The following is a 13,977-nucleotide window of genomic DNA, read 5'->3' as shown; positions in this document are numbered from 1 at the left end:
GTCTATATTTGTAATTATAAATATTAAACATTTAAAATGTTAGGATTAATAAAATTCATTTTCATCACCATACTGATACTCTGGATTATCCGTGTTATTATTAGACTAATCTTTCCTGTAGTCTTAAAAAGTATGTTTAGCAAAATGCAACAGCAAGCCGGACATAATGGTCCCACACAACAGCAATCCAGAAAACCTGAGGGTGCTGTCTCAATAGACTATATGCCACCAAAAAACAAAAAAGGCAACGCAGATAAGTTGGGCGATTTTGTAGATTACGAAGAAGTAAAATAGCCGGGAATTATGGCTATAGCTACAGTCCAGTCCTCACTTCAAGAAATCATTAAGACATACCTTTCCGAACTCGAAAGGATAGACGACGGGCTTTTTAACATCAGCCCTCCAATTGGCGGTTGGTCTCCCAGCCAGGTCTATTCTCATATCTGGGAAGCAAGCTATTTAACGCTTCTTACGATGGAAGACTGTATTGAAGGCCGGGGAAAAATTAAACCGACAGCCTTTACAGTGAAACTAATTCTATTTTTTGGGGCACTACCTCCTGGAAAATACAAGGCTCCGGACATGCTGAAGGGCTTGGATAAGAACATTTCTAAAGCGGAAGCCAGGCAACTGATTGCAAAATTTAAGCGAAGGATGGAAAGGGATTATATTAAACTTGAAAGCGCAAGTCCTGAAATCAAGACCAAACACCCCAACATGGGTTATTTAAATGCAACGCAATGGTTTCGCTTCCTCGAAATTCACCTTAAGCACCACTTGAAGCAATTAAAACACATCAAGAGAAGTTTTACTCAATTGGCATCAGACTGATCTCCACTTCCTTTTTTGTCAGAATAATCCTCAGCATTTTCGTCTGCCAAAGTATTCCCTTCGGCTTCAGGCTCCAGGTTTTGATCTAGTCGGTCGTTCCAATTATCCAACCCACTTTTTTTTGCTGTATCCTCTTTTGGATCTGCACATGAAACATCCATTTTGGGATCTATATTTTGCTTGTTCATTTGTATATTCATTAAGTACACATCAGAAACAGTTTAAGAGGGGGATTGTTTAAAAGATCGAAAATTACATATACCTATCTTATAGGCAAATATATCAATTAAAAACGTTATCTTTGCGCCAAAATACAGGCGCATTTTATGCAAAAAATAAGAAACATAGCTATTATAGCACACGTTGACCACGGTAAAACCACATTGGTTGACAAGATTTTACACACGTGTTCAATTTTTCGTGACAACGAACAAACAGGTGACTTAATATTGGATAACAACGACCTGGAGCGTGAACGTGGTATTACCATTGTATCTAAAAACGTTTCAGTAAGGTACAAAGACTATAAAATCAACATCATTGATACTCCTGGTCACGCCGATTTTGGTGGTGAAGTAGAGCGTGTATTGAAAATGGCTGACGGTGTATTGTTGCTTTGTGATGCTTTTGAAGGTGCAATGCCTCAAACACGTTTTGTGACCCAAAAAGCACTATCTCTAGGATTAAAGCCTATTGTTGTGGTAAACAAGGTGGACAAAGAAAACTGCCGTCCGGAAGAAGTTTATGAGCAAATCTTTGAGTTGTTCTTTAACTTAGAGGCTACAGAAGACCAGCTTGACTTCCCTGTAATCTACGGTTCATCTAAACAAGGGTGGATGAGTACGGATTACACTAAACCAACTACTGATATTTTCCCGCTTTTAGATGCAGTTATTGCTTCTATTCCACCTCCACCAATGTTGGAGGGTACCTTACAAATGCAAATCACCTCTTTAGATTATTCATCTTTTGTGGGCCGTATTGCGGTTGGACGTGTACACCGTGGTGTGATTAAAGAAAACCAACCAGTTACGTTGATTAAACGTGATGGTAAAATGGTAAAATCAAGGGTTAAAGAGTTATATACATTTGAAGGCCTAGGTAAAATTCGTGCTACTGAAGTTAAATCCGGTGATATCTGCGCTGTAGTAGGTATAGACGGATTTGATATTGGTGATACGATTGCCGATTTTGATTCACCAGAGCAATTGCCGGTAATCAAAATTGACGAGCCTACAATGAACATGTTGTTCACCATCAACAACTCGCCATTCTTTGGTAAAGAAGGTAAATTTGTTACCTCACAAAGGATCAAAGAACGTCTTTACAAAGAGATGGAGAAAAACCTTGCGCTTAAAGTGGTTGAAACTCCTTCTCCTGATGCTTACCTGGTATACGGACGTGGTATTCTCCATCTTTCAGTATTGATCGAAACGATGCGTCGTGAAGGTTATGAAATCCAGGTTGGACAGCCACAGGTAATTGTTAAAGAAATTGACGGCAAGAAATGTGAGCCGGTTGAAACTTTAATTGTTGATGTACCTGGAGATGTTGCTGGTAAAGTAATTGAATTGGTAACTCAGCGTAAGGGTGAATTATTGATCATGGAACCTAAAGGAGATCTTCAACACTTAGAGTTTGAAATTCCTGCACGTGGCATCATCGGACTAAGAAATAACGTATTAACCGCAACTGGTGGTGAAGCCATTATGGCACACCGTTTCAAAGCTTACGAGCCTTGGAAAGGTACTATTCCTGGACGCTTAAACGGTGTTTTGGTTTCTATGGAAAAAGGTAGCACTACTGCTTACTCTATTGATAAATTACAAGATCGTGGTCGTTTCTTCGTTGATCCGGGAGTTGAAGTTTATGAAGGTCAGATTATGGGTGAGCACATCCGTGATAATGATTTGGTTGTAAACATTGTTAAAGGAAAACAACTGACCAACATGCGTGCTTCTGGTACGGATGATAGTCAGCGTATCGCTCCTGCAATTAAATTCTCACTGGAAGAGGCTATGGAATACATCCAGGCTGATGAGTATATCGAAATTACCCCAGTAAGTATGCGTTTACGCAAGATCTATTTAACAGAGAACGAACGTAAAATAAAAGGTAAAAACTTCTAATCTTTTATTTGACTTGTCCCATTTAAAGACTGTTTTCGTAACCCGAAAGCAGTCTTTTTTTTTTATAAAATGGATTTTTAACCAATAAAGCTTTAAATTGGCTCCTTTACAATTGCCGTTATATTTAATGATGAACTTGATCAGTAAACTTCAGTATAAAGTTAAAAGCAGGATAAATACCTATAAAGTTAAGCAGCGTGCAGAAAAGCGTAAGGCTGTAATCCTAGATTACTTCAGCAGGAATGAGCCTGCAGATCCGGAATTTAAAGCTGCCCTTGAATACCTTAAAAACCATCCACTGGGTGTTTTTCCGGATGCATTTACCTCAAAGTATAATTTTCAGGATGTTCAGGTTCATAAGGATAAGGAAAAGAACCTGCTTTGGGTAAATCATAACGGACATCGTTTGTATTTTAAACGTTCTTACAACCTTACTACTGTTAAGCTGTTATACAATGGTCTGCTGGCAGAGCAGGACACTGACTCTCCTCACCGGTATACCGACCAGGATTTTGAGCTGAAACAAGGTGATACCTTGCTGGATGTAGGTTCTGCTGAGGGCATTTTTACCCTCTCAAACATTGAATTGCTTAAAAAAGCTTATCTTTTTGAAAGGGAGACAGAATGGGTAGAGGCATTGGAAGCCACTTTTGAACCCTGGAAGGACAAGATAGAAATAATATCAAAATTTGTATCTGATGCAGATGATACAGACAATGTAGCTATTGACACCTTCCTTAGTGCTAGCACATTGATTCCTGACCTGGTAAAAATTGATGTTGAGGGAGCAGAAGAAAGGGTACTGAGAGGTATGGAGCTAACCATACAAAAGCACCATCCTAAAATTGCCCTCTGTACCTACCACAAGCAAAACGACTTTTATAAATTTAGTACTTACCTTGCTCAAAGAAATTATAAGACCAGTACCACCAAGGGATTGATGTTTTTTTTAAGTGCTGATGAAAGCCTGGCACCTCCATTTTTTAGAAAGGGGCTGATTAGGGCTATGGTTTAGCGAAAGCGCAGGTATTTTTTTGCCAAATTATTAATCAATCCATTAATGTCTTCAGATAACCTGAGATAGTATACTGCACCGCCAAATAAAAGCGTAATCAATCCAAATCGCAGTATGCTGTCTATAATAAAATTGGCCATAGGTGGTATTGCATTTACAATAAAATAGGCCAGCACACTCATGATAATAGCCAAGGGTGTTTTATAGGTATAAGGCTGCATTTTAAACAGCAATAAAATAAAAAGATAACGTGCAAAGTTAAAAGTAAATAAGGTGATAGCTGAGGCTATTGCCGCTCCTGTGATGCCATAAAGCGGTATAAAAATTAGATTTGCAGCTATCGTTACACCAATAAGGGCAACATTAAAAAAAGAATCGTACTTGTAAAATCTGGAGGTAGCAAGAATTACCCCGTTTACACCTGTAGAGGAATCAATCAGATAACCAAGGCCTATAAAAAATATAACATATTTTCCTGAAGCATATTCAGGAGGTAAAACAGCATAAATGTTATGGATATTCCCCCAAATCAGTAAAAACAGGAACAAGGTACTGATGAGCTGACTGATACAGCTTTTTTGATATACTGTACTGATTTCTTTCCGATCATCATTTTTCCATGCTTCCGCAATTACAGTGTAAGCAATACTGTATAAAGATCGTGCAGGCAGGCTAATGATGGTTGCGAAAGCAAAAGCCAGGGTATAGATTCCTGTATTTGCAAGTCCAAACTTTTCATTAATCATGTACTTGTCTATGTTATCAATAATAATGGGGGATGCGCCCGTGAGTATTCCAAAAAAAGAAAGCTGAACCAGTTGTTTCTGGATTGGCCCGTTAATAAATTTGACATTGATTTGAAAGGAGAGCTGACCCCGGCTATAGAGCCGGTAAGCAATTATGCCGGTAGGCAAAATATTTGACAAGAGCCATACCCACATAAAAACTTCAAAGCTAACTGAACTAAACAACAGCAACAACAGTGCAATAAGAATAAATATACGTTTTGTAAATTCCCGTAAAATCCTGCTGGTAGTGGTATCATACAGCAAACGAGAATAGAGCTCTAGTATGTTAAACAACAAAGTAAAAAAGGTCAATGGAATTAAGTACCAGTAATAGGTTGTAAAGAGTCTGCTACCTGAATGCTTTTGCTGAACAATCTGGTCTTTGAACAGATAGGCAGCAATACAGAACAATGCAAACCCGACCAGAGAAACCCGACAAGCAAGACCTAAATAACCATTATCGGCATTTTTACTGTCCCTGAAGTAAGGGAAAATTCTTGCCGTAGCGTTAAAGCCAAGGAGAGACAGCTGAGCGAACAACATGGAAAAAGACGTGAGCAGACCAATTAATCCCACTTGTTCAGGACTGAGCACATGGGGTTGTACAAGAGAGACAGAAAGAAAGCCAATTAAAACACCCATATAAGAGTAAAAGGTTCCTTTTATTGTTTGCTGCTGAATAATGCCCATCCGTAATGAAGATCGTTTTTTAATTAGTATCCATCTTTATGTAAATAAGTCTATTGTTATCTGTGTTGAATATTGTAAACTTGCATGGATAAGATGGCAAAGATAACATATAATATTTGTGTGTTAATTGTTACCTATAGTAATAGGTGGCAATTTTTGAAACAGGTTCTTCAGAGGGTTACTAATCTGCAAAACGTAACACAGGTTATTGTTGTAGACAATGCTTCTGACTATAATGTAGCTGAGCATTGCAGCTCTTTACAGGACAACCGGATTAAAGTGATTACGCATACAGAGAACTTAGGTTCTGCTGGTGGATATAAAGCGGGACTGGAATATTTTAGCAAAGGTAATGATGCTGATTTTGTGTGGCTTTTGGATGATGATAACCTTCCTGATCCGGCTGCGCTTAAAAAACTTACAGATCAATGGTCAGTGGTAAATGTTCCTGAGGATAAAAAGGCTTTCTTCTCGTTGCGATTGGACAGAAAACTTCACGTAATGATTGCCAAAGGCGAAAATGCAAATCGCTTTTACAGTGTGAGCAACACCTTTTTGGGCTTTAACTTCTTCAGAACTCCTGTAAACCAATACTACAAATTGCGGGACAGGTTCATCAAGCGTGGCGATTTTAAGCATAAAGCGGCTATGCCTTACGTACCTTATGGAGGATTGTTTTTTCATAAAAAAATGATTGCCCTGATTGGCTATCCCAACGAAGCTTTCTTTGTATATGTCGATGATTCTGAGTATACCTACAGGATTACAGAAAAGGGCGGTACAATCTGGCTTGTTCCATCTAGTCAGATCAACGATATAGACAAATCTTACAGCCTCAACTATGTAAAGCATTTTTGGCGGTCAATGTATTTGGACCTGTGGAGTTTTAGAACCTATTACCTTGTACGCAACAGCATTTATTTTTATTCGAGGCTTAACATCAGCAATAACACCTTATATAACTTTAACAAAAAGCTCTTTTTAACGGGACAATGGATACTGAGTAAGCTAACATGTAAGCAGGAGAATTATAAAAAGCTATTGGAAGCCGTTGCTGATGGAACAAAGGGCAAGATGGGCATTAAACCTTAATCATTACTCCGTCTGTGCCGAATAAAGTAAGTGGCAAATTTAACTGCAATAATGAAGTGATTAAATACATTTGGAACCAGACCATAATATTTATTAAAGATCCTAAATCGTTCCTTCAAGCTATCCAGGTGCTTTTGTTTGGAAACCCCACCCACCAGATATTTGGCTACATACATCCGTGTATTTACAATTTTGGTCGCTTTTTTAGCTACTTTAATTACCCAATCAATATCAGCGCTATATTTATACTGTAAATCAAACTGCGGTGCCAGGGATCGTTTAACGTAAATGGCCTGATGACTAATATTCATTCCGTATTTAAAGCTTTTCCAGTTAAAGGTTTCCGGAACCTGATGCCTCCTTTTTCCCAGGCTATCCCAGTTCTCATTAAACATTTCCGTTTCACCATAATAGATGTCGGCATTGGATGCGCTGGCAAATACCTTTGCTACTGTTTCCTTATCGTATAGCTCATCTCCAGAATTCATGAATAATACATAATCTCCCTTTGCTACAGAAAGCCCCTTGTTCATGGCATCATAAATGCCGCCATCCGGCTCAGATATAAATGTAGTTAGCTTTGATTTGTACAGATTAATAATATCTACCGTGCCATCTTTAGATGCGCCGTCAATAACGATGTACTCTATGTGTGGATAGCTCTGCTCAAGAACAGAGCGCATTGTACGTTCAATATCCCTGGCATTGTTATATACAATAGTGATGACCGATAATGTAAATGGCGATTGGTTCATTAGAGGATTAAGGATTGATATACTTCAAGGTATTGATGAGAAACTTTATGGGCTGTAAAACTATTAAGGACTTTATTTCTGGCCTGTAAAGATAGTTCAGGAGCATGGTTACTCATTAAAATTTCATATATACCTTTTGCAAGATCCGCTGAAGATTCAAATTTTGCCAAATAGCCATTTTTTTGATGAACTATCATTTCCGGAAGCCCCCCGGTATTAAAGGCAACAACCGGCGTGCCGCAGGATAATGCTTCCATAACTGTATTAGGTAAATTATCTTCCACAGAAGGAAGCACATATACATCAGCCAGGCTGTAAAGTTCTGCCAAATCTTGCTGGGAACTGATCATGTTTAGAGAATGGACAGGAAAAGGCAATTGAGTAACATCAAAATGTTTATTTTTCCCAAAAATCATAACTTCGATTGGCGTGGAAGAAACGTAATCTCTTTTTAAGTGCTCAAGCGCGTTGACCAGGTAAGTAATGCCCTTGCGCCTGTCGTTAATGTTTGCTGCACCAAATAAGATGATTTTAGCATTAATACTTACTTTCCATTTCTGACGCATAGCCAGTTTATCTTTAGGAGCGTATACTTCGGTATCAATAGGATTAGGGATAGACTGGATAGAAAAACCTTTTAGCAAACTACTTTTTCTAGCTACATCCGCAAGCCAGCTGCTACAAGTAACAAACGCTATATTTTTTGAAGCGGTATACATATCGGCCTTCCGCAACCAGCCTTTATTTGAAAGGTCATCAGGCCCGGGATGAGTTAGAAAATAACAATGTCCACACTGATTCATAAAATGATCGCAGGTGCCTGCATAATGGCAACCACCTGTAAAAGTCCACATATCGTGTAAGGTCCATACTATTGGTTTGCCAAGCTTCAGCAATTCCTTTAAATCAGCAATAGAAAGAAAGCCAGAATTTGTCCAGTGTAAATGAAGAATGTCTGCGTCTAAAATTGCCGCATTATCTGCAATGCTTGTTCCTGCATTTGCTGTTGAAAACGCAAACCGAACAGACTTATTTTTCGCATAAAAAAAGATAAAGGGCAAGCGCTCGTATAAAAAATCAAATTTCGCCTTTAAGCGGCTAAACAAACCATTGCTTACCTCCGTCACCGCGGCTTCTTCGGTTTTTTTTTGCTGCGTTACAAATTTTACGTCAACACCGGCTGATTCCAGGGCTTTTAACAACCGCATGCTTGCAACAGGTGCCCCGCCCCCGGCATCAGATGTATTGATCAGTGCAACCTTCATTAAATTACTGTCCTCCTCACAAGCACAATATTAGCAAAATAAAATCACCATCTATAATAGATAATTTTACAGAAGCTATTTTTCAGAATACAGCTAAAATTTCCTTTATTTGAATCCGAATATGGAAGATCAATTAACTGACAGGGCATTTTGGGTAAATTATTGGGAACGGAAAGATGATTTATCCATCAACATACCAAACAATTATACATTTCATCAGCAGTTTGCCCAAATTATAGAGAACCAGCCTATAAAAACCGCCATCGAGCTCGGTGGATTCCCTGGCTTTTACAGCATTTTTTTAAAAAAATATTATAATCTTGATGTAACCCTGTTAGATTATTTTGTTCATCAGCCAATCACCAATAAACTACTTACAGAAAATGGCTTAAAAGAAGATGCTATTCACATCATTGAAACCGACCTGTTTAATTACACACCTGAGCAGCAATATGACCTTGTACTTTCTTGCGGACTGATTGAACATTTTAAAGATACCGCAGACATCATTAACCGGCACATTAATTTTGTAAAACCTGGAGGTACCTTGTTCATCACCTTACCAAACTTTAAGGCACTAAACGGATGGTTTCAAAAACACTTTGACCTGGAAAACTACAACAAACACAACATTGATTGTATGGAACCGGCTTTATTAGCACAAATTTGCAGCAATGCTGGTCTGGAGGTGATACAGGCAAAGCATTCTGGTTACTTTAGTATCTGGCTGGAAGATGAAAAAAGAAAGCCGCTACCTTTGCAGTTGTTAAAAAAGGCGATTTGGGTAGCTGGAAAAATCCTTACCAAAACAATTCCATTTAATTCAAAACAACTTTCTCCATATATCATTGTTGAAGCCAAGAAGCCACTTTAACCTATCTGTTGAATAACGTATCTTTTAATTCTTTGCCAAAGTGTACCTTTTCTGTTTGCAAAGAAGTTTTTTAATGCCTTATAAACAATAAGATCCTCTTTTATTTCTGTCGGAAACTTTGTAATCGGCTTGGGGTTTATAATTACATTGTAAATGTCATTAATCCCAGAGTGCACCCCAGTGCCGTCATGGCCAATATTATTTACCAGTGAATGAACTGGATTTAAGGTAAGTCCATTTCTTAAAAAGATGCTTGCATACCACCTAATGGCCCAAGAATTATTCTTGCCTTTTTTAAATTCGATCATTTGCTTCCAATAGTTCATGGTATGATTTATGGAAAATTCATTTCGTTTATCTGCATCGAACCTCGACATTAACAGATCAATATCTGGTTCAAAGTATTGCCATGACCTCTCCCAGGTTGCCCAACCCCAACTGGTAGCCGCACGATAGAAGAATGCATCTTCCTGATATTCTTCTACCGACTTTAGCGGGTACATATAGGCCCCAATATGCATCACCTTGTCTTTTTCGCGGTATTTATTCAATGCATTATTAAAATAAGTAAGCGTATGAGGAGAGCTGATGAGGTCATCTTCAAATACAACCACCTGCTTATAATCTTTAACCAGCTTTGTAACACCAGCTATAATTGAAGCCGCCAGCCCAAGGTTAATATCACTTTCAATGATTTCAATTGATTTAAAACCATCTATAGTTTTTAAAAGTTCCCTAACTTCCGCCACTTTATCTTCATCTTTTGAGCTCTTTGCGCCATCAGAAAAAATGAACAGCCTGCTTTCTGCTGCCAGTTCATTTTGCTTTAAAAACTTTAAAGTCCGCTCGGTATGCTGTGGCCTGTTATAAACAAATAAGGCTATGGGTGCAAAATTCTGCATGTATTCTTTTTACAAACTTCAAATTTAATCAAAAATGTTCCAGCAATTCTTCCAAATGAAAAATCTGCCATGCCACATCTGCTGGCTTTTCCTTATTCAAAGGATTAAAATAGATGGCCTTCATTCCAAAATCCTGCGCCCCCCTGATGTCCGCTTCCAAACTATCGCCAATCATAATACTTTCAGACTTCAATGCAGCTGCTTTCTCCAACGCATATTCAAAAACACGTCTATCAGGCTTGTTTACGCCAACATCCTCAGAAATGATCACATTTTTAAAATAACAATTTAGTCCGCACACATCCATCTTTGTAAGCGTAGTTTCTTTAAAGCCGTTAGAAATGATATGTAAAGTATATTTTTTTTGAAGATATGACAGTACCTTTTCCGTTCCTTCAAACAAGTTCGTTTTCGTAGGACTGATGCGCACGTAGTCCTCCTCAAACTGAGCGGGAATACGATCAGGCTGAATCCCCATTTGGATAAAGGTTTTGCTAAAACGCTGGGCCCTAAGTATTTCTTTGGTGATTTTTCCCAAATGATAATCTGCCCAAAGCTGGTGGTTATTTTCTGTGTAAACCGAAATAAAATCTGCAGCAGAATTTAAACCCAATGTATCCAGTTGGTAATGGTGATACAAACCGGTTAAAGTCTCCTCTGCATTGCGGTCAAAATCCCAAATGGTATGGTCTAAATCAAAAAATATATGCTTAATCATTGACAAATGGTTATGGATTTGTAGACCAGATGCCAGCTTCCTTTACAAAAACTCTTCTATTCAGTTTAAGTTGGGCCACAATCAGTTCCGCAAAATCCTCTGCCTGCATTACCTTATCAGGATTACCATCAGTGAGTTTCAAGTCCATTGCCATATCAGTAGCAATGGTACTTGGTGTAAGTGTTGTTACCCTAATATTATGCTTGCGGACTTCCTGCATTAACGATTCAGACATACCAATTAATCCAAATTTAGAAGCACTATAAGCACTTGTTATTGCAGCCCCGTTTTTTCCTGCGGTAGAAGAAATATTAACAATATCACCCGTCTTTCTTTCAATCATATCAGGCAATACTGACCTAGTTACATAATATGGTCCAAAAAGATTCACTTTAATGATCTGCTCCCACTGTGCAGGCTCCAGTTCCATGAATTTGCCAAAAATGCCTGTCCCCGCATTATTGATCAGAATATCCACATTACCTAAACCATTTTTTAAAATTGCTACAGCCTTATTTACAGCGTCAATATCGGCAACATCCGCAACAGCAATAACTGTTTTTATACCATACGGTTTCAGTTCTTCTGCTACTTTTAACAAGTCAGCTTCTGTTCTGGCCAGCAAACCAACATTAACGCCTTCCTGTGCCAATGCTATGGCAACAGCGCGGCCAATTCCTTTTCCTGCACCCGTTATCAGTGCATTTTTTCCTTTTAATGATTCCATAAAACTAATTAGTGACCCGCCTGACTATTTTTACTAAACCTATCGGCAATTGCGGCAAGTTCATTTTCTTTTAGCGAGGATGATTTTTTTAATGCGGCGATGAATTCTGCCACCTCTTCTTTAGCAGCAGGGCAACCGATGATACCGCTTCCTTTAACTTCAAAACCCGTGCCTGCAGGTCTGATGTGCGAGTCTGCCAGTAACTTCCTGTTTTTATCAAAAATAAACCAAACCGGGATACCATAGCCATCGCTGTTGTATTTCTTTAACAAGTCTGAAGCACCTGGATTTTCCAAATTTTCCTTACCCTTAGCTTCCATTACGGTAAGGTGCCTGATTACATAACTCTTATCAAAGTAGGTCTTCACAGCCGGATCATTCATGCTATCATCCATTTTATGGCACCATCCGCACCAGGAAGCATGAAAGATGATAAACACGCTTTTATGCTCTTTTTTTGCCAAAGCGGTAGCTTCTAAAAGCACCTGCTCTGCGGTTGGAGGTGTGTTGGCTGCTTGCTGCGCAAACAAGGATCCGCTGATCAGTAATATTGCTGTAAGTGTTAAAAAAGCCTTTCTCATCTGTTTTTTATTTTAATAAAGCTATCAGGATCTTAATCATTCCACTATGTTTTGAAAGATCATGATGGTTCATGATATGATTTTAGATTTTTATTTTCAAATCTACAAGATAAACTTGTGTAATGAAATATATAGCCCCGCTAAATTGACATTATGCAGACTTCAACAGGCATAGCTTTAATTATTTTTGTAATTATGGACATACAAACAGTATTGGTAATTATTTTATTTGTAGCAGCATTGTTTTATATTGGCAGAATGCTTTATCGTTCACTTGTTGTAAAGAGTGGCAATTGCGGATCGAACTGCAAGTGTGGGGTCGATTTCTCGGATGTAAAGCCTGAAAATAAATAATTATTGGCGCTATGCTCGACAAACTAAAAACCTATTTACAGAAAAGCATAGCACTTACTGATGAACAATTCGATTCAGTAGCAAAAGATCTCAAAGTAAAAAAGTTCGATAAGAATGAAATCCTGCTGTCCAAAGGAGAAGTTTCAACCAAAACTTATTTTGTAACTGATGGCCTGCTACGCAGCTATTCTATAGATAGCAAAGGGAAAACCCACATCATTCAATTTGCTCCTGAACTTTGGTGGATGTCAGAACGGAATGGAGTACTGTTCAATGAAGCCTCAGAGTTTTTTATTGATGCCATTGAACCTACTGAAGCCATAATTATTTCCAAAGATTTCATGGTTAACGCCGCACAACTTGTACCTTGTTTTGGTGATCTTAACAACAAAATGCTGAACAATGCCATACGTTTCATGCAAAAGCGCATCAACATGCTGCTTAGCGCTACCGCAGAAGAGCGTTACCTGGATTTCATTAAACTTTACCCCAACCTAACCCTTAGGGTACCGCAATGGATGATTGCCTCCTACCTGGGCATTACGCCCGAGTCGTTGAGCCGGGTACGTAAAGACCTTGCCCACAAACATTTCAGACCCTAATTTCTTTTCTTATCATACATCAATGTACAGCAGCCACTGTTGCTGTAATTTTGTGGTGTAAATATTAATTAAAGAAATTAAAAACAAGAAATTATGGCAACTACTAAATGGGTATTAGACCCAACCCATAGCGAACTTCAGTTTAAAGTAAAACACTTAATGATTACCACCGTAACTGGTAGTTTTAATGATTTTTCAGCAGAAGTTGCTACTGAAAGCGACGATTTTGAAAATGCTAAAGCCTCTTTTACTGCACAGGTAGCTTCTATCAACACTGGAAATGCGGACAGAGACGGGCATTTAAAAACAGGTGACTTTTTTGATGCAGAACAATTTCCTACAATTTCATTTGAATCTGCTTCATTCACCAAAGATGGAGACGATTACAAATTAAAAGGAGACCTTACCATTAAAGGTGTTACAAAGCCTGTTGTACTTAATGTAGAATTTGGTGGTACAGCTACAGACCCATGGGGAAATACTAAAGCCGGTTTTACTTTAAATGGAAAAATTAACAGGGGTGATTTTGGCTTAACTTACAATGCAGCCCTTGAAACAGGTGGCGTAATGCTGAGCGACGAAGTTCGCCTATTGGGTGAACTACAGTTTGTAAAACAAGCTTAGTTTTATCAAGGCCTTTGCCTTGCAATTAAA

At 38.4% G+C, this 13,977-nt stretch carries 17 protein-coding genes; 9 read left to right on the top strand and 8 right to left on the bottom strand.

Annotated features, from left to right (window positions below; genetic code table 11):
- Window positions 1-36: 36 nt before the first annotated feature.
- Both LPB86_RS04880 and LPB86_RS04875 read left to right on the top strand, forming a co-directional pair.
- A complete protein-coding gene (locus LPB86_RS04880; protein WP_230641535.1) occupies window positions 37-294 on the top strand; it encodes a DUF4834 family protein in 258 nt (85 codons plus the stop codon).
- Between the two features lie 9 nt (window positions 295-303).
- Complete coding sequence (locus LPB86_RS04875; RefSeq protein ID WP_230641533.1) at window positions 304-831, top strand: DinB family protein; 528 nt, start codon at window positions 304-306, stop codon at window positions 829-831.
- Here LPB86_RS04875 and LPB86_RS04870 read toward each other — a convergent pair.
- Window positions 813-1,019: a hypothetical protein gene (locus LPB86_RS04870; protein WP_230641531.1), complete on the bottom strand. Its 207-nt coding sequence runs from the start codon at window positions 1,017-1,019 to the stop codon at window positions 813-815. The genes LPB86_RS04875 and LPB86_RS04870 overlap by 19 nt on opposite strands.
- Before the next feature lie 138 nt (window positions 1,020-1,157).
- On the opposite strand from LPB86_RS04870, the gene typA reads away from it, so the two are divergent.
- A complete protein-coding gene (gene typA / locus LPB86_RS04865; protein ID WP_230641529.1) occupies window positions 1,158-2,960 on the top strand; it encodes a translational GTPase TypA in 1,803 nt (600 codons plus the stop codon).
- 127 nt (window positions 2,961-3,087) lie between these two features.
- Entirely contained in the window at window positions 3,088-3,975 is an 888-nt protein-coding gene (locus LPB86_RS04860) for an FkbM family methyltransferase (protein ID WP_230641527.1), read from the top strand.
- On the opposite strand, the gene LPB86_RS04855 is transcribed toward LPB86_RS04860, so the two are convergent.
- The gene (locus LPB86_RS04855; protein WP_230641525.1) at window positions 3,972-5,453 is read right to left on the bottom strand and encodes an oligosaccharide flippase family protein; all 1,482 of its coding nucleotides are present in this window, start codon (window positions 5,451-5,453) and stop codon (window positions 3,972-3,974) included. The two genes, LPB86_RS04860 and LPB86_RS04855, sit on opposite strands and share 4 nt — an antisense overlap.
- 93 nt (window positions 5,454-5,546) lie before the next feature.
- Between LPB86_RS04855 and LPB86_RS04850 the strand changes: the two genes are divergently transcribed.
- The gene (locus LPB86_RS04850; RefSeq protein WP_230641523.1) at window positions 5,547-6,545 is read left to right on the top strand and encodes a glycosyltransferase; all 999 of its coding nucleotides are present in this window, start codon (window positions 5,547-5,549) and stop codon (window positions 6,543-6,545) included.
- On the opposite strand, the gene LPB86_RS04845 is transcribed toward LPB86_RS04850, so the two are convergent.
- Together LPB86_RS04845 and LPB86_RS04840 are read right to left on the bottom strand one after the other, a co-directional pair.
- Window positions 6,542-7,300, bottom strand: coding sequence for a glycosyltransferase family 2 protein (locus LPB86_RS04845; RefSeq protein WP_230641522.1), 759 nt, complete (start codon window positions 7,298-7,300; stop codon window positions 6,542-6,544). The genes LPB86_RS04850 and LPB86_RS04845 overlap by 4 nt on opposite strands.
- The gene (locus tag LPB86_RS04840) at window positions 7,300-8,565 is read right to left on the bottom strand and encodes a glycosyltransferase family 4 protein (RefSeq protein ID WP_230641519.1); all 1,266 of its coding nucleotides are present in this window, start codon (window positions 8,563-8,565) and stop codon (window positions 7,300-7,302) included. Before LPB86_RS04840 ends, LPB86_RS04845 begins: the two co-directional genes overlap by 1 nt.
- 121 nt (window positions 8,566-8,686) lie before the next feature.
- On the opposite strand from LPB86_RS04840, the gene LPB86_RS04835 reads away from it, so the two are divergent.
- Window positions 8,687-9,439, top strand: a complete 753-nt coding sequence (locus tag LPB86_RS04835; RefSeq protein ID WP_230641517.1) for a bifunctional 2-polyprenyl-6-hydroxyphenol methylase/3-demethylubiquinol 3-O-methyltransferase UbiG — start codon at window positions 8,687-8,689, stop codon at window positions 9,437-9,439.
- Here the strand turns inward: LPB86_RS04835 and LPB86_RS04830 are convergent.
- From LPB86_RS04830 to LPB86_RS04815, 4 genes are read right to left on the bottom strand one after another with little or no spacing between them, the layout of a single operon-like run.
- Window positions 9,436-10,341 carry a glycosyltransferase gene (locus LPB86_RS04830; protein ID WP_230641515.1) on the bottom strand — a complete coding sequence of 302 codons (906 nt, stop codon included), beginning with the start codon at window positions 10,339-10,341 and terminating at the stop codon, window positions 9,436-9,438. The two genes, LPB86_RS04835 and LPB86_RS04830, sit on opposite strands and share 4 nt — an antisense overlap.
- Before the next feature lie 28 nt (window positions 10,342-10,369).
- Entirely contained in the window at window positions 10,370-11,059 is a 690-nt protein-coding gene (locus LPB86_RS04825) for a YjjG family noncanonical pyrimidine nucleotidase (protein WP_230641513.1), read from the bottom strand.
- Window positions 11,060-11,069: 10 nt separating this feature from the next.
- The gene (locus LPB86_RS04820) at window positions 11,070-11,786 is read right to left on the bottom strand and encodes a 3-ketoacyl-ACP reductase (RefSeq protein ID WP_230641509.1); all 717 of its coding nucleotides are present in this window, start codon (window positions 11,784-11,786) and stop codon (window positions 11,070-11,072) included.
- A gap of 8 nt (window positions 11,787-11,794) precedes the next feature.
- Window positions 11,795-12,367 carry a thioredoxin family protein gene (locus tag LPB86_RS04815; protein ID WP_230641507.1) on the bottom strand — a complete coding sequence of 191 codons (573 nt, stop codon included), beginning with the start codon at window positions 12,365-12,367 and terminating at the stop codon, window positions 11,795-11,797.
- Window positions 12,368-12,520: 153 nt separating this feature from the next.
- Between LPB86_RS04815 and LPB86_RS04810 the strand changes: the two genes are divergently transcribed.
- The 3 genes from LPB86_RS04810 to LPB86_RS04800 all read left to right on the top strand — a co-directional run bounded on the left by LPB86_RS04810 (window position 12,521) and on the right by LPB86_RS04800 (window position 13,947).
- Window positions 12,521-12,721, top strand: a complete 201-nt coding sequence (locus LPB86_RS04810) for a FeoB-associated Cys-rich membrane protein (protein WP_370632797.1) — start codon at window positions 12,521-12,523, stop codon at window positions 12,719-12,721.
- 11 nt (window positions 12,722-12,732) lie between these two features.
- The gene (locus tag LPB86_RS04805) at window positions 12,733-13,323 is read left to right on the top strand and encodes a Crp/Fnr family transcriptional regulator (RefSeq protein WP_230641505.1); all 591 of its coding nucleotides are present in this window, start codon (window positions 12,733-12,735) and stop codon (window positions 13,321-13,323) included.
- A gap of 93 nt (window positions 13,324-13,416) precedes the next feature.
- Window positions 13,417-13,947, top strand: a complete 531-nt coding sequence (locus LPB86_RS04800; RefSeq protein WP_230641503.1) for a YceI family protein — start codon at window positions 13,417-13,419, stop codon at window positions 13,945-13,947.
- Window positions 13,948-13,977: the final 30 nt, after the last annotated feature.

Source organism: Pedobacter sp. MC2016-14, from assembly GCF_020991475.1.
GTDB lineage: Bacteria > Bacteroidota > Bacteroidia > Sphingobacteriales > Sphingobacteriaceae > Pedobacter.
The sequence above is the reverse complement of the archived record's forward strand: the minus strand, read 5'-3'. Positions and strand labels throughout refer to the sequence as shown.

Excerpts from the sequence above, each read along its gene's own strand:
- LPB86_RS04880 (WP_230641535.1), top strand. The coding sequence starts at position 37 with ATGTTAGGATTAATAAAATTCATTTTCATCACCATACTGATACTCTGG.
- LPB86_RS04875 (WP_230641533.1), top strand. The coding sequence starts at position 304 with ATGGCTATAGCTACAGTCCAGTCCTCACTTCAAGAAATCATTAAGACA.
- LPB86_RS04870 (WP_230641531.1), bottom strand. The coding sequence starts at position 1,019 with ATGAACAAGCAAAATATAGATCCCAAAATGGATGTTTCATGTGCAGAT.
- typA (WP_230641529.1), top strand. The coding sequence starts at position 1,158 with ATGCAAAAAATAAGAAACATAGCTATTATAGCACACGTTGACCACGGT.
- LPB86_RS04860 (WP_230641527.1), top strand. The coding sequence starts at position 3,088 with ATGATGAACTTGATCAGTAAACTTCAGTATAAAGTTAAAAGCAGGATA.
- LPB86_RS04855 (WP_230641525.1), bottom strand. The coding sequence starts at position 5,453 with ATGGGCATTATTCAGCAGCAAACAATAAAAGGAACCTTTTACTCTTAT.
- LPB86_RS04850 (WP_230641523.1), top strand. The coding sequence starts at position 5,547 with ATGGCAAAGATAACATATAATATTTGTGTGTTAATTGTTACCTATAGT.
- LPB86_RS04845 (WP_230641522.1), bottom strand. The coding sequence starts at position 7,300 with ATGAACCAATCGCCATTTACATTATCGGTCATCACTATTGTATATAAC.
- LPB86_RS04840 (WP_230641519.1), bottom strand. The coding sequence starts at position 8,565 with ATGAAGGTTGCACTGATCAATACATCTGATGCCGGGGGCGGGGCACCT.
- LPB86_RS04835 (WP_230641517.1), top strand. The coding sequence starts at position 8,687 with ATGGAAGATCAATTAACTGACAGGGCATTTTGGGTAAATTATTGGGAA.
- LPB86_RS04830 (WP_230641515.1), bottom strand. The coding sequence starts at position 10,341 with ATGCAGAATTTTGCACCCATAGCCTTATTTGTTTATAACAGGCCACAG.
- LPB86_RS04825 (WP_230641513.1), bottom strand. The coding sequence starts at position 11,059 with ATGATTAAGCATATATTTTTTGATTTAGACCATACCATTTGGGATTTT.
- LPB86_RS04820 (WP_230641509.1), bottom strand. The coding sequence starts at position 11,786 with ATGGAATCATTAAAAGGAAAAAATGCACTGATAACGGGTGCAGGAAAA.
- LPB86_RS04815 (WP_230641507.1), bottom strand. The coding sequence starts at position 12,367 with ATGAGAAAGGCTTTTTTAACACTTACAGCAATATTACTGATCAGCGGA.
- LPB86_RS04810 (WP_370632797.1), top strand. The coding sequence starts at position 12,521 with ATGCAGACTTCAACAGGCATAGCTTTAATTATTTTTGTAATTATGGAC.
- LPB86_RS04805 (WP_230641505.1), top strand. The coding sequence starts at position 12,733 with ATGCTCGACAAACTAAAAACCTATTTACAGAAAAGCATAGCACTTACT.
- LPB86_RS04800 (WP_230641503.1), top strand. The coding sequence starts at position 13,417 with ATGGCAACTACTAAATGGGTATTAGACCCAACCCATAGCGAACTTCAG.